Here is a 25,474-nt window from a genome sequence, read left to right on the forward strand (position 1 = left end):
CTGTGAGCTGTCAAGTTTATGAGAGAGTCGATTGCATAAAGCTGTGAGCTGTCAAGTTTATGAGAGAGTCGATTTCGTAAAGCTGTGAGCGATCAAGTGTACAAAACTCCTAACCACACAAAAAACCCACGCGCAATCTGCGCGTGGGCTTCATCTTCAATTCAAATTAATCATTAATCCGCATAATCATCGGTAGGATCATCGGGCGGCGGGCTGTTTTGTTGTACAAGAATTGGCTCAGTTCATCAACAATCAGCTGCTTCACTTGGTACCACTCCACATGATCTTCGCCAGCAAGCAATTTGTTAATATCTGCTTTCACTTTTTTCTCGGCACTGCGTATCAAGCCATAAGATTCGCGCATATAGACGAATCCGCGAGAAATTAAGTCTGGGCCACTCAGCAATTCTTGTGCTTCAAAATCAATTGAAACAGCAACAATCGCCAAACCTTCTTCTGATAAAATCTTACGATCGCGCAATACGATATTACCGATATCTCCAATACCGCTACCGTCTACAAATACTGTGCCGGCTTGTACTTTGTGGCTCTTGCGTGCACTATCTCGCGTCACTGCAACTACATCCCCGATTTCACATAAAAAAATGTTTTCTTCCGGTATGCCTGTTGAGACACCAAGCTCTTTGTGTAAGCTCAGCATGCGGTACTCACCGTGGATCGGCATGAAGTACTTTGGTTGAATCAAGCGCAGCATTAACTTTTGCTCTTCTTGTGATCCGTGTCCAGATGTATGGATGTTTGATAACTTACCATGGATAACATCTGCACCGGCTTTATATAGCGCGTTGATCGTACGGTTCACACTCAATGTGTTACCTGGGATAGGTGACGAACTGAATACAACCGTATCTTCTGGAATAATGCTAATCTGCTTGTGTGTACCGTTCGCGATGCGTGACAATGCAGCCATCGGTTCACCTTGTGATCCTGTACATAAAATTAAAACTTTATGCTTTTCATGGCGGTTGATCTGTCTCGGCTCAATGAACGACTCTGGTGGTGCTTTAATATAGCCAAGCTCCACACCGAGTTTAATGTTCTTCTCCATACTGCGTCCAAACACACAGATTTTTCGATCTAATTTAACCGCTGCTTCAATCGCTTGTTGTACGCGATATATATTTGATGCGAACGTCGCAAAAATAATACGGCCACTACATCTACGGAATATATCTTCAACGTTTTGTCCGACTGCTTTTTCACTGATCGTGAAGTTCGGCACCGTCGCATTCGTCGAATCCGACAGTAACAACAGGACGCCTTCTTCACCGTAAGCAGCCATCTTTGCTAAGTTTGCCGGTTCACCAACGGGTGTGAAGTCAAACTTAAAGTCACCGGTATGGACGATGTTTCCTTCCGGCGTCCTAACAACGACACCATATGCCTCTGGAATAGAGTGGGTGACTAAGAAGAATTCAACTTTTAATTTGCCGAACTCTAACACTGAGTCCTCTGTAATTTCATTTAACGTCGTTGAGCGTAACAATCCATGTTCGTCCAACTTATTGCGGATTAATCCGAGCGCAAGTGGACCAGAATAAATTGGCACTTGAATTTGTTTTAACAGGAACGGGATACCACCGATATGGTCTTCATGTCCATGTGTGACCACTAACGCACGAATGCGATCCTGGTTTTCAACAAAATACGTATAGTCAGGAATGACGTAATCTACGCCGAGTTGATCGTCTGTCGGGAACTTAACACCAGCATCGATGATGATGATGTCGTCCTGATATTCAATTGCGTAGGTGTTTTTTCCGATTTCCCCGAGTCCCCCGAGGGCGAAAACACCGACTTCATTTTGCGCTAAAGTCATTACACATTCTCAACTTTGTAATCTGGATTGTTTGCTTCTTCATATTGAAGATGTTCGGGACTTAGTTCTTGTACGAATTCAATATTGTAGTCTTCGCCTTTTAACGCGACTCTCACTTCTGATTCGCTGTTCGCTTCGAAATAACGCGTACGCGTCGTTTCTCTAATAATTCTTTTGTTGTTTACTTCTTGAAAAAATACTTTAAAAATTGCCATAAATATGCTCCTTATTCATTTCATTGATAAAATGCGTCACACATGCGCACTTTACGAATTCGGCACCAGCCGACATTTTACATATCGTTCTCATTTTACACGATAAACGAATCTTTTAACAGTGAATTATGATTCATACGGTGTTGCACCGAGTTTTGGGTCCATCGGAAAATCTTTGTCGATGTGGTCATAGAACATGACGCCATTTAAATGGTCGATTTCATGTTGCATCACAATCGCTAAAATACCGCTCGCTTTAATTTCGATTGTTTCACCTTCGATATTTTGTGCTTCGACTTTGATTCGTTTGTAGCGATGCACGAGTCCAGGAATATCTTCATCTACGCTAAGGCAACCTTCGCCTTGTGGTAAGTAAGTCATTGCGACAGAGTGGCTTTTTATCTTTGGATTAATGAGCATGTAGTCATGCACGATTTCATCTTCATCATCTAAAATTAGAATTGCTGTCATCTTCTTATCGATGCCCACTTGTGGTGCGGCGAGTCCAACACCCGGACGTAATTTATATTTTTCTCGTGTTTCTTCGATTTGTGAATGATGTAAATATTCACGCATTGCTTTTAATTCATTAACGGTTTGTTCGTCGATTGTCTCAACCACAGCGACTTTCTTTCTTAAGATTGGATCACCATCACGAACGATGTCTTTCATTGTTATCATTATTACACCTCTATATACTATCTATGAGATTACATTATATCAAAAACTAGTGTATATTAATATTGAATAAAAAAGTGTTGGAGGAAATTATGAAAAAATTTGTTTTTTTAATCGCGATGATGACGCTCGTCCTTGCCGCATGTGGTGATAACAAGGAAGAATACCGAGCGTTTTATACAGAATTAGAGACACCAATTAATGTCGAATCAGATATTCAAGACATTTCGAGTGAATATGATGCATTAGAAGCTGATAAAAGATCATATCAAGAAGAAGTGAACACGGCGGACCGTGCGCGTTTAACGGAGCTTAGTGCAACGCTACTTGAGAACACTGAAAACCGTGCGGGACTCGTTAATGATGAGCGTGCAATAATGGAAGAATCGGCAAGTAGTTTAGATACGCTTAGAGAGTTAGCTGCTGATATTCCAGTGGAAGATTATCAAACAGATGCGGACGCATTGATCGAATTGATGGAAGCACGCTATACTGCACACGGCGAAATGATGGATGCGACTGAAGAAATGTTAGAGAAAGAACTCGAATTATTTACGACGTATGGCAATGATGATTTAGCACAAGATCAAATCGACGCACTGCTAGATGAGCTATCTGAACTTTATGCCAATGTGAACGAGACGAGTGATGCTTATCACGAATCGACGGCTGCTGTGAATGAAAAGCGTTCAGAAATATTGGATACGATTAACAATTAACTTAGGGGTATTGAATGAAGAAATTAGTTTTATTGTTTAGCATGATGCTTGTATTTATTGCTGCGTGCTCAGAGCGTCCAGAATCGACGAATAATACGCTTAGTGAAAACGCACAAAGCTTTAGTCCACATGGTGCAGCTTATGATAACTTCGTAGATTTTTATAATGAGATGCAAGATGCGCTTGGTGAGGAACTTGAACTTGGTGATATTTACACGCGTTTTGATGAACTAGAGGAAGAGAAACGCGAGATTCAAGACGGACTGGTTGATGTGACCGGTGAGGAACTCGCTGATGCGGCCGATGAACTTTTATCGATTGCGGATGCACGTGAGGAAACATTGGATGATGAAGGTGCGGTATTCGATGAAATCGAACGTATGTTTAAAGACGCACAGGAGACGCTCGATACCGTGATGACGCGTGGCTACAGTACGCAAGGTGATGAACTGATGGAAGTCGCAACTGAACGACTCGAAGCACAGCGCGCAATTTTAGATGGCAAATATGAAATCGTTGAACGAGAACGCGCGCTATACGAATTGTTCGCAAGTGATGAATCGACGCAAGAAGACATCGATGAACAGTCGTCAGCTGTGAGTGATGCATACATAGAAGTTGGTGCGCTTAGCGATGAACTCGGTGAAAAATCGGACGCGTTAAATGAAACGTTAGAAAGTCTATACGAATTTATGAACTAATATGCATCGTACTACAACAGATATTTCTGTTACAACCCATGAATGTTGTTATATCAACGTTTGTGGGTTTCTGTTTTATTATTATTCCGTTTACTGTTGTAACAGCGTATGATAAAATATAAATGATATAAAAATTTGAAAGGTATGGTGAAAGGTAAATGACACCAAACAATTTTGATCCAGTTGAAACACTCAATACGATTGAAGAAAAGTTTGAGATGTTTCAAATCTTGGACGAAGAAGGAAAGATTGTAAACGAAAGTGAAATGCCGGAACTATCAGACGACCAATTGGTTGAACTCATGAAACGCATGGTATGGACACGTGTATTAGACGCGCGTTCGATTTCACTTAACCGCCAGGGACGCTTAGGATTCTATGCGCCAACTGCAGGACAGGAAGCTTCACAACTCGGTTCACAGTATGCGTTAGAAAAAGATGATTATATTTTACCAGGTTACCGTGATGTGCCACAGTTAATATGGCACGGTTTACCACTCACCCAAGCATTCTTATTCTCTCGTGGTCACTTCAAAGGGAACCAGTATGACGAGATCAATGCATTGCCACCACAGATCATCATCGGTGCACAATACGTGCAAACTGCAGGTGTTGCACTTGGCTTAAAGAAACGTGGTAAAGACTCTGTTGTTATCACATACACAGGTGACGGTGGTAGTTCACAAGGTGACTTCTACGAAGGGATTAACTTCGCGGGGGCATTTGACGCACCAGCAATTTTTGTCATTCAAAATAACAACTACGCAATTTCTACACCGCGTGAATTACAGTCTAAGGCTAAAACTTTAGGTCAAAAAGGTATCGCAGCAGGTATCCCAAGTGTCGTTGTTGACGGTATGGATCCACTTGCAGTGTACAAAGTTGTGCGCGATGCACGCGACCGTGCTGTAGCAGGTGAAGGACCTACGTTGATTGAAATGTTAACGTACCGTTACGGACCACATACGATGGCAGGGGATGACCCAACGCGTTATAGAACTTCTGATGAAGACTCTGAGTGGGAGAAAAAGGATCCACTTGTTCGTTTCAGAACATACCTCGAAGGTAAAAAGCTTTGGACGAAAGAACAAGAAGATGAAGTGATTGAACAAGCGAAAGAAGATATTAAAAAAGCAATTAAAGAAGCTGACGGTACAGAGAAACAATCTGTGACACAGTTAATGGAAATTATGTATGCGGATATGCCAAGCAACTTAAAAGAGCAGTATGAAGTATACAAGGAAAAGGAGTCTAAGTAGTTATGGCTGAAATGACGATGATTCAAGCAATTACGGAAGCGATGAGAACTGAACTCAAAAATGATGAGAACGTTCTTGTTTTCGGTGAAGACGTTGGTGTCAACGGTGGGGTATTCCGTGCGACTGAAGACTTACAAAAAGAATTCGGTGTTGACCGTGTATTCGATACACCACTTGCTGAAAGTGGACTCGTATCTTTAGGTTTCGGTTTAACATTAGAAGGTTACCGCCCAGTAGTTGAAATTCAGTTCTTCGGTTTCTTATTTGAAGCGATGGACGGGATTGCTGGTCAGATTGCACGCGGACGTTTCAGAAGCGGTGCATCTAAACAAATGCCACTCGTTGTACGCGCGCCATTCGGTGGTGGTGTTCACACGCCAGAATTACACGCAGACTCATTAGAAGGATTGATGGCACAAACGCCTGGACTTAAAGTCGTTATTCCATCAAACCCAGTGGATGCGAAAGGTCTTTTAATAGAAGCAATCCGTTCAAATGACCCTGTAATTTTCCTTGAGCACATGAAACTTTATCGTTCATTCCGTGAAGATGTGCCGGATGAAGATTACACAGTAGAAATCGGTAAAGCGAAAGTGAAACGCGAAGGTACTGACGTGACGTTAATTGCATACGGTGCAATGGTTCAAGAATCACTTAAAGCAGCAGAAGCATTAGAAGAAGAAGGCATCTCTGCTGAAGTGATTGACTTGCGTACAGTGTCGCCGGTGGATTACGAAACATTGGTGAAATCGGTTGAGAAAACAAACCGTGCAGTGATGATTCAAGAAGCACAGCGTCAAGCAGGCGTTGCTGGCCAAGTGATCTCTGAATTATCTGAGCGCGTCATCTTAAGTTTAGAAGCACCGATTATGCGTGTAACTGCGCCGGATACAGTATATCCATTCACACAAGCAGAGAGCGTATGGTTACCAAACAAAGATGACATTATCGAACGAGCGAAAGAAGTTATGAACTTTTAATTAGAGAATTGAAAAGGAGGAGACGTAATGGCATTCGAATTTAAATTGCCGGATATCGGTGAGGGTATCCACGAAGGTGAAATTGCAAAGTGGATGGTCGCTGTCGGTGACGAAATAAAAGAAGACGACGTATTATGCGAAGTCCAAAACGATAAGGCACTTGTTGAAATTCCATCACCAGTCGATGGTGTTGTAAAATCTTTAGATGTAAAAGAAGGCGAAGTCGCTATCGTCGGTCAAACGATCATCACAATAGATGACGGTTCAGAAGACAGTGGCGATGCTGGTGCATCAGAAGAAAAGACAGAAGAAAAAGCTGAAACTGAAGATGAAAAACCATCAGCGGAGGAGAAATCAGAAGCGAAATCTGCCGATAAATCAGCTGAGAAAAAAGAAGTGTCAGGTGAGCGTGTGATTGCGATGCCATCTGTCCGTAAATTTGCACGTGACAACGATGTGAATATCGCTGAGGTATCAGGTAGCGGTAAAAACGGTCGTGTGTTAAAAGAAGACATCGAAGCATTCTTAAGTGGTGACCAAGCATCAGCAGATGAAGTTGCTACAGATGATGCTGAATCTGAAGAAACGTCTAAAGTCGCTGCACAACCATCAGTGGATGAAGGTGTAACTGAAACACGTCGTCCAATGAGCGGTATGCGTAAAGCAATCGCGAAAGCGATGGTGAACTCTAAACAGACAGCACCACACGTGACGCACTTAGACGAAGTCATCGTTAACGATCTATGGGATCACAGAAAACGATTCAAAGAAATCGCAGCGGAACAAGATGTGAAATTAACATTCTTACCATATGTCGTAAAAGCGCTCGTTTCAACATTGAAGAAGTTCCCTGATTTAAACACGTCGATCGACGATGAAACGATGGAAGTCATCGAGAAGCACTACTACAACATCGGTATTGCAGCTGACACTGAGCGCGGTTTAATCGTTCCAGTGATCAAGCATGCAGACCGTAAGTCTATGTTTGAAATTTCAAATGAAATTAACGAACTTGCAGGTAAAGCACGTGATGGTAAATTAACAGGTGATGAAATGAAAGGTGGCTCAATGTCGATTTCGAACTTAGGTTCGGCAGGCGGTGCACACTTTACACCAGTGATTAACCACCCAGAAGTAGCAATTTTAGGTATCGGTCGTATTGAAGAAAAAGCAGTTGTCGTAGACGGCGAAGTTGTTGCACGTCGCGTACTTGCGTTATCATTATCATATGACCACCGTCAAATCGACGGCATGACAGCACAAAATGCATTGAATCACTTTAAGCGTTTAATCGCTAATCCAGATTTATTATTAATGGAGGGTTAATCTTATGGTAGTTGGAGATTTCGCAGTAGAAACAGATACGATTGTCATCGGTGCAGGTCCTGGTGGATATGTTGCAGCAATTCGTGCAGCACAGTTAGGACAAAAAGTAACGATTGTTGAAAAAGCAGAATTAGGTGGCGTTTGTTTAAACGTCGGGTGTATCCCATCGAAAGCAATGATTGCATCATCACATAAGTATCACGATGCAAAAAATTCTGAAGATTTCGGTGTGTCAACTGAAGGTGTGTCACTCGATTTTTCAAAAGTTCAAGAGTTTAAAAACGGTGTAGTTAAGCGTTTAACTGGCGGTGTCGAGAGCTTATTAAAAGGTAACAAAGTCGAGATCGTTCGTGGTGAAGCGTACTTCGTTGATGCGAACAAACTAAAAGTAATGGATGAAAAGAACTCACAAACATATGAGTTCAAACATGCAATTATCGCGACTGGTAGCCGTCCGATTGAAATCCCAGGATTCAAGTTTGGAGAGCGCATCATCGATTCTACAGGCGCTTTAGCGCTTAAAGAGGCTCCAGGTAAACTCGTAGTTATCGGTGGTGGTTACATCGGTACTGAACTTGGAACAGCATATGCGAACTTCGGTTCTGAAGTAACGATTTTAGAAGGTACAAAAGATATTTTAGGCGGATTTGAAAAACAAATGACTCAGCCTGTTAAGAAAAACTTGAAGAAAAAAGGCGTAACGATTGTGACTGAAGCGATGGCGAAGAGCGCAGAAGAAACAGAGAATGGCGTTAAAGTAACTTATGAAGCGAAAGGCGAAACGCATGAAGTTGAAGCGGATTACGTATTAGTTACAGTCGGCCGTCGTCCAAACACAGATGAGCTTGGATTAGAAGAAATGGGTGTCAAAATGACAGACCGTGGTATTATCGAAGTCGATAAACAATCACGTACTTCAATTGATAACATCTTTGCTATCGGTGACATCGTACCTGGTTTACAACTTGCACACAAAGCAAGCTACGAAGGTAAAGTTGCAGCTGAAGCAATTTCTGGTGAGAAGTCAGAAGTGGACTACTTAGCAATGCCAGCGGTATGTTTCACTGAGCCAGAACTTGCAAGCGTCGGTTTCACTGAAGCAGAAGCGAAAGAAGAAGGCTTCAAAGTGAAAAGTGGTAAATTCCCATTCGCAGCGAACGGCCGTGCATTAGGCTTAAACCAAACAGACGGATTCGTAAAATTAGTCACGCGTGAAGAAGACGGATTATTACTCGGTGCACAAGTGGCGGGTGTTGGTGCTTCTGACATCATCGGTGAACTCGGACTAGCGGTTGAGACTGGTATGACAGCTGAAGATATCGCACTGACGATTCATGTACACCCTACATTAGGTGAGATTCCAATGGAAGCTGCCGAAGTAGTATTAGGACGTCCAATCCACTCGATGTAATCATTTAAAAATTAATATTGAGGCGGCGTCTGATTGATTGCATATCGGGCGCCGCTGTTTTTGTTTGTATGCGGATTTTATTTTTGTTTTAGTGAGGGTTTTATCTTTGATAGATGTTGAGGTGAATTGATAATGAGTGAAAAAGAGTATTCGTATCCGCTAGATTTGGATTGGTCGACAGACGAGATTGTTGACGTGACCGAGTTTTTCGTGGCGGTTGAGCAGGCGTTCGAGGGTGATGGTGTACGTCGCGGCGAATTGGCTGCGCGCTATCAAGCGTTTAAGCGTGTCGTTCCGGGAAAATCTGAGGAGAAAACACTATTTAAAGAATTCAAGAGTCGCAGCGGACTCGAATCTTATGATGTTGTGAAGCAATTGAAAGAAGTAGAGGATGATCAAGCGATTATTCGAGGATAATTTGTTGATAGTTGATCGGGTGCCGACCCTTGGTGGGGTGGGTACCCGATTTTTTGGTTTTCGTTGAGTCTACTATAAACTTGTGGCTTCACAACTTTATGTTAGAGGGTCTACTATAAACTTGTGGTTCCACAACTTTATGGTAGAGGGCTTACTATAAACTTGTGGTTTCACAACTTTATGTTAGAGGGCTTAATATAAACTTGTGGTTTCACAACTTTACGCTAGAGGGCTTACTATAAACTTGTGGTTTCACAATTTTATGTTAGAGGGCTTACTATAAACTTGTGGTTTCACAACTTTACGCTAGAGGGTCTACAATAAACTTGAGAGCCCACAGCTTTACGCAATGACCGCTACTATAAACTTGAGAGCCACAGCTTTACGCAATCGGCTTTCTCATAAACTTGAGAACTCTCAGTTTTATGCAATATTCCTTCTAATAGAATTGTAATTTATTACTAAAAGATATCTGGAAAATAGCTTATCAAAAGTCATTTTTTCCCGATAACTTTCTCTCAAATATAACAAGCTATTTAATTCGATATATAATCGGTGTAAGATGTTCCCAGTATTTATACAAGTGTTCTTCTTTAATGATTTTCCATGGATTAAAAATTGTTTGTCCGTCTTTGTTGAAGAATAGACCATCTCCAATATAATAAGCAGCATGTTGGATCACTTGATTTTTATCTTGCCAAACTACAACGTCATCTTTTTTAATACAATCACCTGTAAACTCATAGTATTTGTATTGCTTTAATGTCTCAATAAAAGACTTTTGATATATCCATTCATGTATAAACCACTCTTGCTTCCCGCCTGATATTGCAAATAATACAGCTGCTAAGCAGTTTGCACCCTGTTTGTTACTAAACGTATTAGCATATGGATTTAAAAAACTGTACATTGAGTTAGGCAAGGGTTTACAATCTCCATCATCCCACCATTCAAAAACCATTTTTGAAAGTAATTGTTCTTTCACAGAACGCTCAAGTTTCTCCCACATTGCACTTTGAATAATAATATTTTGATTTATTATATAGTCCGATGGGATTTTATCAATTTCATCTACAAATGTAATTGGAACTACCAGACCTCTTTTACTGTTTATTTGATAACTAAAAATTAATTTTCGTTCCTCGGCAGAAATTCTTTCAATCCAATTCTTTTCAGCAATAATCACATAATGTGCATTTTTTATATTCCAATACAGATAACTATTAACATAATTTATTTGCTTATACGTACTATGATTAAAAAATTCATCTGTAGGCATTATTATTACTCCTGAAAGATCAATTTCACTTAAACCGTCTTCAGGAAGAAAAAATAAATCTTTTTCAGGTACATAAATTTCTATCCATTCTTGTAAATTGTTATGTGTAGGTTTAATTCTCATTTTTTCTCCTTTTGTATACTTGTACTTTTACCTTATTATATAATCCCAAATTTCTCATTCATTATCAAAGTGATTGTGGGTTTAAAAAAGGAATGCACTTCATTTCAAGTATATGCTTAGATATATTAACTCTGTGAACCGACAGGGTACAGAAAACCCGATTATTTTACTCTGTGAAACGACAGAGTAACGAGAGAGGCGATTGCATCACCCTGTGAATTGACAGAGTAACGAAAGAGACGATTTCATCACCCTGTGAAACGACAGAGTAACGAGAGAGGCGATTGCGTCACTCTGTGAATCGACAGAGTAACGAGAGAGGCGATTTCATCACCCTGTGAATCGACAGAGTAACGCTCCGCGTGACACCCCAAAAATTCCCCAAAACTTTTTATTGTACAAACGAAGCACAATGAATATAATTAGATTAGTTTTTTTAGAAAAGGAAAATGGGGGGATTATGTGACAACGGTACATTTGACGGACGTTCATATGCAATATGATGGCAACAGAGTGCTAGACAAATTTACATATACATTTGAGGCGGGGAAGTTTTACACCATACTGGGTCCATCGGGCTGTGGTAAAACGACTGTACTTAAATTGATCGGTGGATTTATTCATCCGACCGACGGCGAAATTTATTTCAACGATAAAAAGATGAACGGCATTGATGCGAACGTCCGTAAAGTGAACACTGTGTTCCAGGATTATGCATTATTCCCTCATCTCAACGTATACGAAAACATTGCATTTGGTCTAAGAATTAAAAAGGTCAATAAGCAAACTATTGAACAAAAAGTTTCACGGGCACTGAAACTCGTTAACTTAGAAGATTTTAAAGCGCGTGATATTCAAGCACTTTCGGGTGGTCAGCGCCAGCGTGTTGCAATCGCGCGTGCAATCGTCAACGAACCGAGCATCTTACTGCTCGATGAACCGCTTTCTGCACTCGACCAAAACTTACGAATTGATATGCAGTACGAATTAAAAGAAATTCAAAGTGAGCTCGGCATCACTTTTATCTTCGTAACACATGACCAGGAAGAGGCACTCGCCCTTTCTGATGAAATCATCGTTATGGATAAAGGGAAAATTGTCCAAACAGGTACGCCTAAAGATATTTATGATGAGCCTCTAAACCGCTACGTTGCGGACTTTATTGGTGAATCGAATATCGTCAAAGGGACGATGCCTGAAGATGGTGTTGTGAAAATTTACGGCAAAGCGTATGAGTGTGTCGATGGTGGATTTAAGCCGAATGCGAAAGTCGATGTGATGCTCCGACCGGAGGATATTGTCATCAAGCCACACAATCATGGGAAGATTAATGTTGATGTCGACACGGTGCTTTTCCGCGGTGTTCATTATGAGATTTCTGTTTATGACAATGATGGTTATGAGTGGATTATTCATTCAACGGTTGCGCCTACTGAAGGTCAACCATATAGTTTAGATTTCAAGCCAGAAGATATTCATATCATGTTACCAGGTGAGGACGAAGAGTCATTCGATAAGCGTATCGAGCAATACGAGGAACAGTTATCATGAGACGCCTATTATTTATCCCATACATCGTATGGATGGGTATATTTGTTATCATTCCTATCGGGTTACTTGTCGGATTTTCTTTCTTTGATATCGAAGACAACTTAACATTTAGTAACTACCGAGAATTCTTTAGTTGGAGCTACCTACAGATGAGTATCTCATCTTTTTGGTATGCATTTTTAATCACGGCATTTACGCTATTGGTATGTTATCCATTGGCACTGATTATCAAACAGTTAAAACTAAAAATGTTCTGGTTGTTCATCATCATCTTGCCGACATGGATCAACATTCTATTAAAAACATACGCATTTATCGGAATTTTTAGCCGTGAAGGATTAGTGAACAACCTCGCAGCACAACTTGGGTTACCTGAGTTACAGCTGTTATTCTCTGATGTGGCATTTGTTATTGTTGGCGTTTATATTTTCATCCCATTTATGTTGTTACCGTTATTCAACTCGATAAACAGCATCGACCAGTCGATGATTTCAGCGGCTCAAGACTTAGGCGCAACGCGCATGCAAGTCATTCGCAAAGTCATTTTTCCACTCTCAATCGAAGGTGTGAAAGCTGGCGTGCAGGTGGTCTTTATCCCAGCGTTATCACTATTCATGATCACGCGACTCATTGCCGGGAACAAAGTCGTCACTCTAGGGACAGCGATTGAGCAACAGTTCTTAACTGCTGAAAACTGGGGAATGGGGTCAACGATTGGGGTATTCTTAATACTCTTCATGATGATCATCATGTTATTCACGCGTACGAAGTCGAAGACGATTGGGGTGGGTAGACTATGAAATTAACAGGAAGATTATTTCTAATCATCATGCTTATCGTTCTTTACTTACCGATTTTTTACTTGGCATACTATTCATTTAATTCAGCTGGCACGATGAACGAATTCGAATCGTTCACGTTTGATTATTATTTAAGTGTATTTCAAGATTCGCGACTTATGGTTATTTTAATGAATACAATCTCTGTTGCACTCATCTCATCGGTGGTTGCCACAATCGTCGGTATTTGTGGTGCGCTTAGCCTCTACTTTTTAAAGAGTAGCAAAATACGTGCCTCATTACTGAACATCAACAATATTATGATTGTGTCACCGGATGTTATCATCGGTGCGTCGTTCTTAATCTTATTCACGTTCTTAGGTATTTCACTCGGCAGTGTCAGTGTCATACTCGCGCACATTGCATTCAGCATTCCAATTGTAGTGCTGATGATTTTACCAAAACTATATGAAATGAACACATCGCTACTCGATGCAGCGCGTGACCTCGGTGCGACACCATCGTTGATATTGTCGCGCGTCGTCCTACCGCAGATAAAACCCGGCATCCTTGCAGGATTTTTTATGGCATTGACGTACAGTTTAGATGACTTTGCCGTGTCATTCTTCGTGACAGGTAGTGGGTTTAGTGTCCTATCCGTTGAAATTTACGCGATGGCAAGACAAGGGATTTCACTTGAAATCAATGCGATTTCAACGATGATCTTCTTAATCGTTTTAACGATTGTACTGATTTACTACTTCCTTTCAACACGCAAGACTGTGAAACGAGGTGACCTATCATGAAACAAATATATTTACTCTTAACGTTATCGTTAATCATTGGCATCGGTGCATTGCTCTCAACACGTTTCATTGAACCACCACTGGGTGAAGGGGATTCAGCAATCCATATCTTCAACTGGGGTGAATATATCGATCCAGATTTACTCGATCAATTTACCGAAGAGACTGGTATTCGTGTCGTCTATGAAACGTTTGATTCGAACGAAGCGATGCTTGTGAAAATCAACCAAGGTGGTACGAGTTATGATTTAGCAATACCATCTGAATACATGGTAGAGAAGATGCAAGAGCGCGACATGCTTATTGAGATTGATCATGAGCAACTGCCAAACTTGGAACATATTGGCGAGCAGTTTTTAGGACTCGATTTCGACCCTGAGAATAAATATTCTGTACCGTATTTCTGGGGGACAGTCGGCGTACTTTTCCATCCAGACAAAACGGATTTAGATTTTACAGAGTGGGATATGCTGTGGGATGAATCATTACGAAATGAAATTTTACTCGTCGATAGTGCGAGAGAGGTCATGGGCTTCAGCTTAAATTCGATGGGTGAGTCACTGAACGAAACGGATCCAGATAAGTTGGACGCCGCGTTCCAAAAACTCGTTGAACTCGCACCGAACATACGCGGCGTCGTCGGAGATGAAATCATGCAGATGATGATTAACAACGAATCGATTGCTGCTGTTATTTGGAGTGGTTCCGCACGAGACGTCATGTGGGAGAATGAAGAATTGGATTACGTCGTCCCTGAAGGCGGCTCGAACTTATGGTTCGACACATTTGTCATCCCTGAGACTGCGAATAACATCGATGGTGCGCATCAGTTTATCAATTTTATGTTAGATCCTGAAAATGCAGCACAAAATGCGGATTATGTCGGTTACTCTACGCCAAATGATGCCGGACTTCTACTGTTAGATGAAAGTGAGCAGGAAGATACGCGTTTTTATCCGACAGATGCACAACAAGAAACATTAGAAGTATATAAAAATCTTGGTTTAGAAAACTTAGGCATATATAATGAACTTTTTCTAAAATTTAAAATGAATTTGGAATAACTTACGCAAAAAAGGTTATACTAATACTATAGATAAAAAGGGGGTATGTTTATGAGTCGTTCATACACACAAACTGTCGTACCTGTCAGTCGTGTACCAGAAAGATTTTTTGGTTGGGCAGCGTGGATACTGTTATTATTACTTACTGCTGCAGTGTTAATTTTTTCATTAACAACAGCGCGTTCAGAAGCATTCGAACAAAACACCGCAAATTACATTGCGAATGTCGTTGTTGAGCTCGATGGTATGGGACCAGATGCGACAACAGAATCATCAGGATCTTCATTATCAATTCAAGATACGATTTCACTGTTTTTCACATTTGATGGTTTACCACCATATACCGATACACTTGATGGACAAGATGAAGCGATACAAGACTTCACTATAGGCATCATAAACTGGGTGTTAGACTTTTTTAACCAGTCATGGATAATCGCAATTGCATTATTCATCCCATTATTTGTTGGTATATTCGGATTATTAACGATCCGTAACCGCATGGTTTCAGGATTATTATTAACATTGACTGCAATTATGACGTCACCATTAATCTTACTTGCGTTAATCGGTGGAATTATTCCACTATTCTTCATTATCGCGGCGATTTTATTGTTTGTTAGAAAGAATAAGATCATCACGCATGAAGAATCAGAGATTACGACAGTAGAAGGTGAGCGTAAAGAAAAACGTCGTTCACGTCGTCAAAGAAAAGAAGATGAAGAAATAGCACAAGATAAAGACCGTCGTGGTGCGGCTGATAAGAATGTTGCAAAAGAAGAAGACGACGAAGAACCGACAAAACGCCGCCGTCGATTGGAAAAACCAGCAGTAGCACCGACGAGCAAGCGTGAAGAAGAAAACAATCTGTCTGATTTTGATGACGATGAAGAAGATGATGTCGTCGTTGCACCATCACGTCGCAGCCGACGCAATGAAGAATTCGTTGAAGATAATAGACGCGACGATTCAGATTTGGATGAGTTGGAAGATGATGTGGAAACTCGTAATTCGAATGAATACGAGGATGACGATGATTATGATTACGAAGATGATCTTGGCAGAGAAAATCTTTCGGAACGAAAGCAAAATGATTACGAAGACGATCTCGATGCCACACGTCAGTTCAATGTGCGCGATTTAGAAGAAGAGCCAGATGTTGATGCAACACGTCAGTTTAGAAAAGTTGAAGCCGATGATGTTGATGACACGTATGAAGATGAGCGACCACGCCGCCGTCGACGTGAAGATGAATATTAATTTTTGATTTTGTTGAAACCAACCCTCTGATCGGGTTGGTTTTTTTGATTTTGTATCGATTAAAATCAGTTTGCGCGCTAATGAGCTAGGCTCATAGTCACGTAGATCCATTTGCGCGCCAATGAACTGGTCTCATAGTCACGTAAATCCATTTGCGCGTCAATGAACTAGGCTCATAGTCACTTAAATTCATTTGCACGCCAATGAACTGGTCTCATAGTCACGTAAATCCATTTGCGCGCCAATGAACCAGGCTCATAGTCACTTAAATTCATTTGCACGCCAATGAGCTGGTCTCATAGTCACGTAAATCCATTTGCACGCCAATGAACTGGTCTCATAGTCATGTAAATCCATTTGCGCGTCAATGAACTAGGCTCATAGTCACTTAATTCCATTTGCACGCCAATGAGCTGGACACATTGTCACTCATCAAAATAAAATCTAGACATTAAATAACCAATACTAATTTTTACTGGACATTTGTTGTTTAATAGACTTAACTTTAAGACAGAAAAAGAATTTAATGAAGTTAATCTAGATAAGGTATCAAAAACTTGGAGAGGGTGGTAGTTATGGATAGAGAATTCACTGAAACAGAAATGGAATCACTCCGCAAATGTCGTCTCATTACAAAAATAACTCCGACAGAAATCATTTACGGTGAAATTTTTGAGTATGAGTACTATCTATTAGAAATAGAAGGTCACTCGCCAAGTGAGGCATTTGATCTACTCGGTTTAGATCCAGACATCGTTGGACAAGATCGAATTATAACTTTCCATAATCATTACATCGAAGAAAGAAAATCTTATATAGAACAGTTGGAGGTTCGGCCACTTGTAGCAGCCCTCGATGAAATAGAAAAACTGCGTGAAGAACAAAAATATTTAGAGCAAGAACGAGACTTTTTAATAAAACGAAACAAAATCAGAGACGAATTCTATGAGAACGATGAATTCTATAAGCAAGAGAGAGAACGACGTGAAAAACAAAAAAAGATTAGACAAGCACTCAAAAAAAGAAAGAGAAATAAAAAATAATGACCAAGACAATTGTCCCGGTCATTTTTTCTAACACATAATTACATAAACTTACTCAAATAAGGATAACCTGCAATTTCCCATCCACCATAAACGACAAAAATTGCTTGTGACAATTATTTGAAAATTTTGTTTTTAATAGAAATAGAGTGGTATGAATATGTTATAGGTATAGATTCAAAATAATTGAAAAGGAGAATTTCAGTGAAAAATAATATTTATGGTAACATTCCATGTTTTTTAGGTTCAGAAAATTTAGTTCAAAAAGGTGCGTATGACACAGACGTTATTTTCTATGGTGCACCGTTTGAGGGGGAGAGTACTTGGGGAGATTACACAGGTGTAGAACTTGGACCTAAGCAAATTCGTTCGTCTTCTGCACGATATAGTGGCTATTTACCAGAGTTAGATCACATTGATGTGATGGAACATTTCACACTAGGTGATGCTGGTGATGTGCCATTTGTCGCACATGATAACGATCAGTCATACAAAAACATTGAAGATTTTTCTTGTGAATTATGGAAGACTGGAAAGTTTCTCGTCGGCTTCGGTGGAGAGCATGGTGTCACTTATCCGATACTTAAAGCGCTCGCAGATAGTGGAAAAAAGGTAGGAATTATCCATTTAGATGCGCACTATGACAATATGCCTGACTTTGAGGGTGAGAAATACGCAAGAAATACACCATTCATGAGATTGTATGAAACAGATGGTATCAGAAACGAATCGATCATCCATACAGGCATTCATGGACCGCGTAATAAACCTGAGACTGGTAAGTACGCCAAGGAAAATGGTGCAGTGACGATTGGTATTAATACGATAAAAGAATCGAAAGATTTGAGAGCATTAGCAAAAGATGTTTATGACCAAGCTGCTAAAGATGTGGATGTCGTTTATCTATCAATTTGTAGTGATGTTCTAGACTTTGCTTACAACCCTGGTGGACCAGTGGACGGCAACGGTTTAACATCATATGAATTACTGACAATGATTCATGAATTTGGAAAGCTCGGGCTCGTTGGTATGGACTATGTGGAAGTTTATCCGATGATGGATCAAAACCAACAATCCGCGCACTTTGTTTCGTATGCAGTACTTTATGTATTAGCGGGGCACGCGAAGTATTTAGGCAAGATCTAATCTTTAATAGGGGATGATCATTATGAATAGAATACTAGAAGTGATAAAAGCCCTCGGGCCAGGCATGATTATTACTGCATCATTCATTGGTCCAGGTACAGTAACAGCGATGACACGTGCCGGTGCAGGTTTTGGTTATAGCTTGTTATGGGCATTGCTCTTTTCAATAATTGCGACAATTGTACTTCAAGAGATGATTATACGATTAGCTCTTGTGACGAGACGCGGTTTGGGTGAAGCAATATACGATTTGTTTGATAACAGAATCGGACGATTTTTAACCGTTTGGATTTCGATGATTGCAGTCGCAGTTGGTTGTGCGGCCTACATGAGTGGTGACCTTTTAGGAACTTCGCTAGGGCTAGGACATTTACTTAACATTCCAACAAACATACTCGCACCAATCGTCGGTATTATAATATTTTTTATCGGTATTCAAGGTAGTTATAAGCTGATAGAAAAAATTATAATTGGCCTTATGGTCGTGATGGGTTTGACATTTATTACAACGATGTTCATGGTGCAGCCTGACTGGGGAGAAGTATTTAGTGGCATGTTCATGCCGTCGATACCAACAGGCTCAATCATCATGGTCATTGCATTGATTGGTACAACTGTCGTCCCCTATAACTTCTTCTTACATGCGACGACAGTTCATGAACGCTTTAATGGTCTCGAAGATCTTAAGTTAGCCCGTTGGGATACGATCGTTTCGATTACGATTGGTGGTATTATCTCAGCAGCAATTCTAATATCTGCAGGAACATTGATGCTTGGTCAAGATATCAATAATGTTATTGATTTGGCTGGACCATTAGTGCCAATTCTTGGTGAAACATGGGCTCCAATATTCATTAGTGTAGGTTTATTTGCAGCAGGTTTCTCATCTGCATTAGCATCTCCAATGGGTGCAGCTGCAACAGTCAGCTCGTTCTTCAAATGGGAAGGCGGCATTAAAAACACCAAGTTTAAAGTCATATTTGGTATAGTCATTCTCATTGGTGTGGTAACTTCCGCAATTGGATTCGAACCGTTGGAGGTAATCTTAATCGCACAAGCATTAAACGGTATCATCTTACCAATCATAGCGATTTTAATCTTTGTAATTATTAATAAAAAAGGATTACTCGGTAAACATAAAAACGGCCCATTAATGAACGTCATCGGCTTTTTAGTCGTCGCTGTCGTTTCGTTCTTAGGTATTTATAGTATGATCGATGCAGTGAGTTCGTTTATGGGTTAATAGAATAGACATGAAAATCTTTGTTATGAGGTTTTCATGTCTTTTTGGTTTTCATAAACAAATCTACATTTCCGTGAGCGAGTTTCATTGGAACGCAAATCAATCTGCGTGTCTGTGAGCAAGTTTCATTGGCACGAAAAACAAATTTCCCGCAAAAAGAGCCCCAAATTCTTAAAATCGGGGGCTCAAAACAGGACTCTAACAAAACTCTTATTTATACAACACGTGTAGCTGTTCCATCACACGCTCTAAATCTTCAATAAAATCGGCATCTTTTTTCATCTCGGCATCACCTGGTTTGTACACCTTACCGACCAAAAATTCGCCTTTTTTCACATTGACGACACGCTTCAACCCTGCCACCAAATCTTCATCACTCATCTCGCCGAGCACCATCTTATCGGGTTGCATATGATCGAGCGATACTTGAAAATCGCGAGGGAAGTCATCGAACATCTCAATATTTTCTAACCATTTCTTAGCTACTTCCACCTTAGCGTCACTTTCATAAATGACACCATACATACAAAATGCATGATCTTTAAAAAGTCCGATTTGGAAGTGTGGCATCATTTTATAGCCGCGTGGATTTGTAGAAAAACTTACCCACGTATCATCTGGCGGATTGACTTTTCGACGTGCATGCTGTGCCACATGGGCATAGTGCTCATCTCCTGTCATCTCCGTAATAAAGACAGCAAAATGCTCACCCAAATTCTCGAGTTTTGGGCGTGTTGTTTCTATTAAAGCTTCCATGCGGGCAGCTAATCCGTCCACACGAAACACATCAAAATCTTTTTTAGTAAATCTATACTTCGTCATGGCAGTTCCTCCTTAGTATCTATTACTATGTTAAAATAAGATGTATTGATATTCAATTGAAGAGGTGCAACTTAGATGGAAATTTATAGTTTTGGACAAAGGCTTATCCGTGAAGCGGGTCAGTTTATTAGAAATCGTATGACCGAAGCTTATACAATCGATAAAAAGACTAATCCCAATGACTTGGTTACGGATGTAGATAAAGAAACGGAACGTTTTATAGCAAATCGTATACAAGAAAAATATAGCGATCATCAATTGATCGGTGAAGAATATAAAGAACATTCGATTGAAAATACCGATGGTGTGGTTTGGGTGATTGACCCGATTGATGGCACGATCAACTTCGTGCATCAACGTGCGAATTTCACAATTTCAATCGGTGTGTTCATCGATGGTAAACCACATGTTGGTCTAATTTTAGATGTCATGAATGATGTACTGTATCATGCACATGCAGGGCACGGTGCGTTTATTGATGACAGTCGTTTACCACAACTTAAGCAGACAGTGATGGAAGAATCGCTCATCGGACTCAATCCAAAATGGATGTTGAAATCGGGCATTGGTGAGCCATTTATGGATGTTGCACGTCAGTGTCGTCAGACGAGGAGTTATGGCTCTGCTGCACTTGAGTTTGCATATGTTGCTGCCGGTCGTCTTGAAGGGACGATATTTTTCAGATTGTCACCGTGGGACTTTGCCGCAGGTATCGTGTTGATCGAAGAAGTCGGTGGTGTCGTTACGAATGCACTTGGTGATCCTTTATCTATTTTAAAGAAGGATAGCGTTATCGCAGGTAATACAAACGTGCATCAATCGATTCAAACAGCATTTTCTAACAATGAAGCATTTGTTAAGCATCGTCAGGATTCGTACCATATTTAAAGGCATAATAGCCGAATGATTTTCTTATGAAGTATTTTTTGAGAATATAATCCATTTGGTATTTCGTGATGACGACACCGATGTGTTTGGCGATTTCACTACGCTTATATATGTTGAGCGGATTGATCAAAGAAAGCTGCGAGAAGTGCTCGTGTATATAAGGGTTCATTTCGTATTTGTTTTTGCATATGTCACAAGAGAAGTGACTTTTTAAGCGTCGTAGTTTGTACTCGTGACATTTTTTGCACTTTAGGCCGTGTTTTATATAACCGACTGGAAATTGGTACCGATGATTCGCCCGACTGATTGTATTTACAGCGGGCGTCGGTACTTTTTTCTTATTTTAGCCGCGCTTTCTATTGCTTTTAAGTAGTATGGGAGATCTTCATAGCGGAGTAGGACTTCGCTGCCTTTTCCACGCATTTTAAAACGTGGGTTCATGACGACATACTTTAATATAATCGGGCGTTGATACTTACCTTCATCGATTAAAGTGCGTCTGAAATGTTCATAGATTTCTTTTGATTGCTGGAGATTTATAACGGGGTTGTTATTGTCATTGACAAGAATATTAAAGGCATTAATCGAGTGGGTGCCTTTTAAATCTTTTAACACGAATAAATAGTAACAATAATCTGTCGCCAACATGACGTTGACAATATTTTCGGAATTTCGATCTTCGAATGAACAATGCCACATGACTTCAATGTTATCGAGCTTAATTTGTGTGAGTTGTTGTTCAAATTGTGCTTCTAATTCTTCTTGTTCACGCAACACTTCGAGTTCCTTTTGTTCTTCATCGCTAAACGGCAGCCGATTGTACAAAAACTCATAAATCTGCAGTTTTTCACGTTGTTCACGTATCACATGATTCACTCCTATTAAATCGTATAAGTGAATCATGCAATATTATAGAATTTTTGGCAAAAGACAATTTTGCAATTATTGTCGTCTTTTTTATCGATTTTTACATTATTGAATCAAAAATAGAGCAATTTTAACGTTTATGTCATCAATTTTGTAAAAATCGTAGTTAGAGCCAATCGTTCCTTCTATACTTTGCTTTTAGGCTAAACCCAAATCCAAAGACAGCAATAAACCCAATAATAGAAAGCACTGCGAGCCATGTGTAACCATAGGCAATGAATGCAGAAAATAGGACGAGAAGTAAGATCGCTAGAAATGCGAGAACTACAAAAATAAATTTAGATTTTTCTGTTTTCACTTTTTTTATCACTCCAACATATTTTATACCGAATTATAGCATAGAAATGCGATGTTTATGATATACTAACTAAGTTGAATTTATGAATGAAGGGAATTATTTATGACAAGAAGAGAAGATATCCGTAACATTGCAATCATCGCACACGTAGACCATGGTAAAACGACACTCGTCGATCAGTTGTTAAAACAATCGGGGATTTTTAGAGATAATGAGGTCGTTGCAGAACGCGCGATGGACTCAAATGATATCGAGCGCGAACGCGGTATTACGATCCTCGCTAAAAACACTGCGATTGATTATAAGGACACACGTATCAATATTTTGGATACGCCAGGTCACGCTGATTTCGGTGGTGAAGTGGAGCGTATTATGAAGATGGTCGACGGTGTAATTCTTGTCGTTGATGCGTATGAAGGCACGATGCCTCAGACGCGTTTCGTACTTAAAAAAGCATTGGAACAAAACTTAAAGCCACTCGTAGTTGTCAACAAAGTAGATAAACCAGCAGCACGTCCGGCAGAAGTCGTGGATGAAGTGCTTGAGCTCTTTATAGAACTGGATGCGAACGACGATCAGTTAGAATTCCCAGTGGCGTACGCAAGTGCTGTAAACGGTACTGCGAGCGACAATCCGGATTCACAAGATGAAAATATGCAGTCCATTTATGAAATGATTTTAGAGCATGTACCTGCGCCAATCGAGAATCGTGATGAGCCGTTACAATTCCAAGTGGCACTGTTAGACTACAATGATTACGTTGGTCGAATCGGTATCGGACGCGTATTCCGCGGCACGATGCGTGTCGGTGAGCAAGTGTCACTGATAAAAATCGACGGTACCGTGAAGAATTTCCGCGTGACGAAAATTTTCGGCTTCTTCGGACTGAAGCGCGTTGAAATTGACGAAGCGGTTGCCGGTGATTTAATTGCGGTCAGCGGTATGGAAGATATCAACGTCGGTGAAACGATTACACCGATTGATCATCAAGAAGCATTGCCTGTACTCGGCATTGATGAACCGACATTGCAGATGACGTTTGGTGTCAATACATCACCATTTGCCGGTCGTGAAGGTAAATATGTGACAGGTAGTAAAATTTCTGAACGCTTGTTCGCACAGTTAGAAACGGATGTTTCATTACGTGTAGACCCGACAGCTCAGCCAGATGCATGGACAGTTTCAGGACGTGGTGAGTTACACTTATCAATCTTAATTGAAAATATGCGCCGTGAAGGTTATGAGTTACAAGTATCTAAACCAGAAGTTATCGTCCGCGAAATTGATGGTGTGAAGAGTGAACCGTTTGAACGCGTACAGATCGATGTACCGGATGAATACACGGGATCTATCATCGAATCACTCGGAACACGTAAAGGTGAAATGGTGGATATGGTGACGTCAAGCAACGGACAGACACGTTTGATTTTTATCGTACCAGCAAGAGGATTAATTGGTTATCGTACAGAATTTATGTCGATGACGCGTGGTTACGGCATCATCAACCATACATTTGAAGAGTATCGTCCGCTGTTAAAAGGTCGAATTGGTGGCAGAAGGAACGGCGTATTAGTATCATTAGATAAAGGTGCGGCGAGCCAGTATGCGATACTTCAACTTGAAGATCGTGGTGAAAACTTCATGGAGCCTGGAACTGAAGTGTATGAAGGCATGATTGTTGGGCAAAACTCACGTGATAATGATTTAACAGTTAATATTACGAAAGTGAAAGCAGCCAACAACATTCGTTCAGCAACGAAAGAACAGACGACAACAATGAAGAAACCGAGAATCATGACGCTGGAAGAAGCGCTTGAATATATCAATGACGATGAACTTGTCGAAGTGACGCCAGAAAGTGTACGACTACGCAAGCGAATCTTGGACAAGAGCATGCGCGAAAGAGCAACGAAGAAAGAGAAGTACAAGTTAGAAACGGAGTGACAGTAGATGAATAACTTCATCTTATTGCTGTTGAATGGATTAAGTGTCATGAATGTGACCGTGGATGCAAATGAGCGACTGAGCTTTTTCGGACGCTTGTATAACATGGATACAAATCCAGATGTTGGTATTTGGTATTTAATCATCACATTGTTTGTACTGATGATTATCGTGTATCACCTAGGGTTTGCACGTAAACTTAAAGTGTGGCAACATGCAGTGATTTATACCGTGACGTTTATCGGGACTTTGTTCCTATCATTTTTAGGTGTGTTTTACCCGGTCGGGGAGAGCTTGATCATCGCGGCTATTATTTTAGGTATTTACCGCTTTAGGTTACACCGCGAGAGAGAGTCCGGTGGCTTATCATTAGAAGAGAAACGTCGTCAGGCAAAAGAACAATCAAAGCTTGCTGCTAAGAAAGTGAACGAAGAAAGTAAATAGCTTTGTATTTGGAGCGCACCCACTCGATAGTGGGTGTTTTTTTGTTGGGGCGGTGATGGTTGAGGTGGGGGCTTACGGTAAATTTGTGGTTTAACAAGTTTATGGTAGTGGTGCTTGCGTAAATTTGTGGTTTCACAAGTTTATGGTAGAGCTGTTTGCGTAAATTTGTGATTTCACAAGTTTATGGTGGAGGTGTTTGCGTAAAGCTGTGGTTTCACAAGTTTATGGTAGAGGTGTTTGCGTAAAGTTGTGGTTTCACAAGTTTACGGTAGAGCTGTTTGCGTAAATTTGTGGTTTCACAAGTTTATGGT

General features: G+C 40.5%; 25 protein-coding genes. 18 read left to right on the forward strand and 7 right to left on the reverse strand.

Going from position 1 to position 25,474, the window contains the following annotated elements:
• Window positions 1-166: 166 nt before the first annotated feature.
• The 3 genes from rnjA to def all read right to left on the reverse strand — a co-directional run bounded on the left by rnjA (window position 167) and on the right by def (window position 2,736).
• Window positions 167-1,840: a ribonuclease J1 gene (rnjA, locus tag BMW30_RS00235; RefSeq protein ID WP_091472586.1), complete on the reverse strand. Its 1,674-nt coding sequence runs from the start codon at window positions 1,838-1,840 to the stop codon at window positions 167-169.
• Complete coding sequence (locus BMW30_RS00240) at window positions 1,840-2,055, reverse strand: RNA polymerase epsilon subunit (protein ID WP_091472588.1); 216 nt, start codon at window positions 2,053-2,055, stop codon at window positions 1,840-1,842. The genes rnjA and BMW30_RS00240 overlap by 1 nt, the downstream gene beginning before the upstream one ends.
• Window positions 2,056-2,181: 126 nt before the next feature.
• Entirely contained in the window at window positions 2,182-2,736 is a 555-nt protein-coding gene (gene def / locus BMW30_RS00245) for a peptide deformylase (RefSeq protein ID WP_091472591.1), read from the reverse strand.
• Window positions 2,737-2,825: 89 nt separating this feature from the next.
• Between def and BMW30_RS00250 the strand changes: the two genes are divergently transcribed.
• The 7 genes from BMW30_RS00250 (at window position 2,826) to BMW30_RS00280 (ending at window position 9,546) form a co-directional block, all read left to right on the forward strand.
• Window positions 2,826-3,452 (forward strand): YkyA family protein, encoded by a 627-nt coding sequence (locus BMW30_RS00250; RefSeq protein ID WP_091472596.1) that lies wholly within the window; start codon window positions 2,826-2,828, stop codon window positions 3,450-3,452.
• Window positions 3,453-3,466: 14 nt separating this feature from the next.
• On the forward strand, window positions 3,467-4,153 hold the full coding sequence (locus BMW30_RS00255) for a YkyA family protein (RefSeq protein ID WP_091472601.1): 687 nt from the start codon (window positions 3,467-3,469) through the stop codon (window positions 4,151-4,153).
• Between the two features lie 158 nt (window positions 4,154-4,311).
• Entirely contained in the window at window positions 4,312-5,412 is a 1,101-nt protein-coding gene (pdhA, locus tag BMW30_RS00260) for a pyruvate dehydrogenase (acetyl-transferring) E1 component subunit alpha (protein ID WP_091472605.1), read from the forward strand.
• Between the two features lie 2 nt (window positions 5,413-5,414).
• The gene (locus BMW30_RS00265) at window positions 5,415-6,392 is read left to right on the forward strand and encodes an alpha-ketoacid dehydrogenase subunit beta (protein WP_091472607.1); all 978 of its coding nucleotides are present in this window, start codon (window positions 5,415-5,417) and stop codon (window positions 6,390-6,392) included.
• Window positions 6,393-6,419: 27 nt separating this feature from the next.
• Window positions 6,420-7,718, forward strand: a complete 1,299-nt coding sequence (locus BMW30_RS00270) for a dihydrolipoamide acetyltransferase family protein (RefSeq protein WP_091472608.1) — start codon at window positions 6,420-6,422, stop codon at window positions 7,716-7,718.
• A gap of 4 nt (window positions 7,719-7,722) precedes the next feature.
• Complete coding sequence (lpdA, locus tag BMW30_RS00275; protein ID WP_091472611.1) at window positions 7,723-9,129, forward strand: dihydrolipoyl dehydrogenase; 1,407 nt, start codon at window positions 7,723-7,725, stop codon at window positions 9,127-9,129.
• Between the two features lie 132 nt (window positions 9,130-9,261).
• The gene (locus tag BMW30_RS00280) at window positions 9,262-9,546 is read left to right on the forward strand and encodes a UPF0223 family protein (protein WP_091472614.1); all 285 of its coding nucleotides are present in this window, start codon (window positions 9,262-9,264) and stop codon (window positions 9,544-9,546) included.
• Window positions 9,547-10,078: 532 nt separating this feature from the next.
• Here the strand turns inward: BMW30_RS00280 and BMW30_RS00285 are convergent.
• Window positions 10,079-10,948: a hypothetical protein gene (locus BMW30_RS00285; protein WP_091472616.1), complete on the reverse strand. Its 870-nt coding sequence runs from the start codon at window positions 10,946-10,948 to the stop codon at window positions 10,079-10,081.
• Window positions 10,949-11,440: 492 nt separating this feature from the next.
• On the opposite strand from BMW30_RS00285, the gene BMW30_RS00290 reads away from it, so the two are divergent.
• The 8 genes from BMW30_RS00290 to BMW30_RS00325 all read left to right on the forward strand — a co-directional run bounded on the left by BMW30_RS00290 (window position 11,441) and on the right by BMW30_RS00325 (window position 19,840).
• Window positions 11,441-12,499: an ABC transporter ATP-binding protein gene (locus BMW30_RS00290; protein ID WP_091473970.1), complete on the forward strand. Its 1,059-nt coding sequence runs from the start codon at window positions 11,441-11,443 to the stop codon at window positions 12,497-12,499.
• Window positions 12,496-13,299 (forward strand): ABC transporter permease, encoded by an 804-nt coding sequence (locus tag BMW30_RS00295; RefSeq protein WP_091472619.1) that lies wholly within the window; start codon window positions 12,496-12,498, stop codon window positions 13,297-13,299. Before BMW30_RS00290 ends, BMW30_RS00295 begins: the two co-directional genes overlap by 4 nt.
• Window positions 13,296-14,084, forward strand: coding sequence for an ABC transporter permease (locus tag BMW30_RS00300; protein WP_091472621.1), 789 nt, complete (start codon window positions 13,296-13,298; stop codon window positions 14,082-14,084). The genes BMW30_RS00295 and BMW30_RS00300 overlap by 4 nt, the downstream gene beginning before the upstream one ends.
• Window positions 14,081-15,148 carry an ABC transporter substrate-binding protein gene (locus BMW30_RS00305; RefSeq protein WP_091472623.1) on the forward strand — a complete coding sequence of 356 codons (1,068 nt, stop codon included), beginning with the start codon at window positions 14,081-14,083 and terminating at the stop codon, window positions 15,146-15,148. Before BMW30_RS00300 ends, BMW30_RS00305 begins: the two co-directional genes overlap by 4 nt.
• A gap of 51 nt (window positions 15,149-15,199) precedes the next feature.
• Window positions 15,200-16,408, forward strand: coding sequence for a G-protein coupled receptor (locus BMW30_RS00310; RefSeq protein WP_091472625.1), 1,209 nt, complete (start codon window positions 15,200-15,202; stop codon window positions 16,406-16,408).
• Window positions 16,409-16,983: 575 nt separating this feature from the next.
• Window positions 16,984-17,451: an HTH domain-containing protein gene (locus BMW30_RS00315; protein WP_091472629.1), complete on the forward strand. Its 468-nt coding sequence runs from the start codon at window positions 16,984-16,986 to the stop codon at window positions 17,449-17,451.
• A 204-nt stretch (window positions 17,452-17,655) separates the two neighbouring features.
• Window positions 17,656-18,597: an agmatinase family protein gene (locus BMW30_RS00320; RefSeq protein ID WP_091472632.1), complete on the forward strand. Its 942-nt coding sequence runs from the start codon at window positions 17,656-17,658 to the stop codon at window positions 18,595-18,597.
• Between the two features lie 22 nt (window positions 18,598-18,619).
• Window positions 18,620-19,840 (forward strand): Nramp family divalent metal transporter, encoded by a 1,221-nt coding sequence (locus BMW30_RS00325; protein WP_245705595.1) that lies wholly within the window; start codon window positions 18,620-18,622, stop codon window positions 19,838-19,840.
• A gap of 210 nt (window positions 19,841-20,050) precedes the next feature.
• Here BMW30_RS00325 and BMW30_RS00330 read toward each other — a convergent pair whose 3' ends face one another.
• Window positions 20,051-20,662: a YktB family protein gene (locus tag BMW30_RS00330; RefSeq protein WP_091472634.1), complete on the reverse strand. Its 612-nt coding sequence runs from the start codon at window positions 20,660-20,662 to the stop codon at window positions 20,051-20,053.
• Between the two features lie 75 nt (window positions 20,663-20,737).
• Between BMW30_RS00330 and BMW30_RS00335 the strand changes: the two genes are divergently transcribed.
• Window positions 20,738-21,550 carry an inositol monophosphatase family protein gene (locus BMW30_RS00335; protein ID WP_091472636.1) on the forward strand — a complete coding sequence of 271 codons (813 nt, stop codon included), beginning with the start codon at window positions 20,738-20,740 and terminating at the stop codon, window positions 21,548-21,550.
• 312 nt (window positions 21,551-21,862) lie between these two features.
• Here the strand turns inward: BMW30_RS00335 and BMW30_RS00340 are convergent, their stop codons facing one another.
• The gene (locus BMW30_RS00340; protein WP_245705596.1) at window positions 21,863-22,417 is read right to left on the reverse strand and encodes a hypothetical protein; all 555 of its coding nucleotides are present in this window, start codon (window positions 22,415-22,417) and stop codon (window positions 21,863-21,865) included.
• Window positions 22,418-22,583: 166 nt separating this feature from the next.
• The gene (locus BMW30_RS00345) at window positions 22,584-22,775 is read right to left on the reverse strand and encodes a DUF5325 family protein (protein ID WP_091472641.1); all 192 of its coding nucleotides are present in this window, start codon (window positions 22,773-22,775) and stop codon (window positions 22,584-22,586) included.
• A gap of 102 nt (window positions 22,776-22,877) precedes the next feature.
• Between BMW30_RS00345 and typA the strand changes: the two genes are divergently transcribed.
• The gene (gene typA / locus BMW30_RS00350) at window positions 22,878-24,719 is read left to right on the forward strand and encodes a translational GTPase TypA (RefSeq protein ID WP_091472646.1); all 1,842 of its coding nucleotides are present in this window, start codon (window positions 22,878-22,880) and stop codon (window positions 24,717-24,719) included.
• Window positions 24,720-24,725: 6 nt separating this feature from the next.
• Window positions 24,726-25,163 (forward strand): YlaH-like family protein, encoded by a 438-nt coding sequence (locus BMW30_RS00355; protein ID WP_342707574.1) that lies wholly within the window; start codon window positions 24,726-24,728, stop codon window positions 25,161-25,163.
• Window positions 25,164-25,474: the final 311 nt, after the last annotated feature.

The sequence above is a fragment of the Aliicoccus persicus genome (assembly GCF_900110815.1).
Classification (GTDB): Bacteria; Bacillota; Bacilli; order Staphylococcales; family Salinicoccaceae; genus Aliicoccus; species Aliicoccus persicus.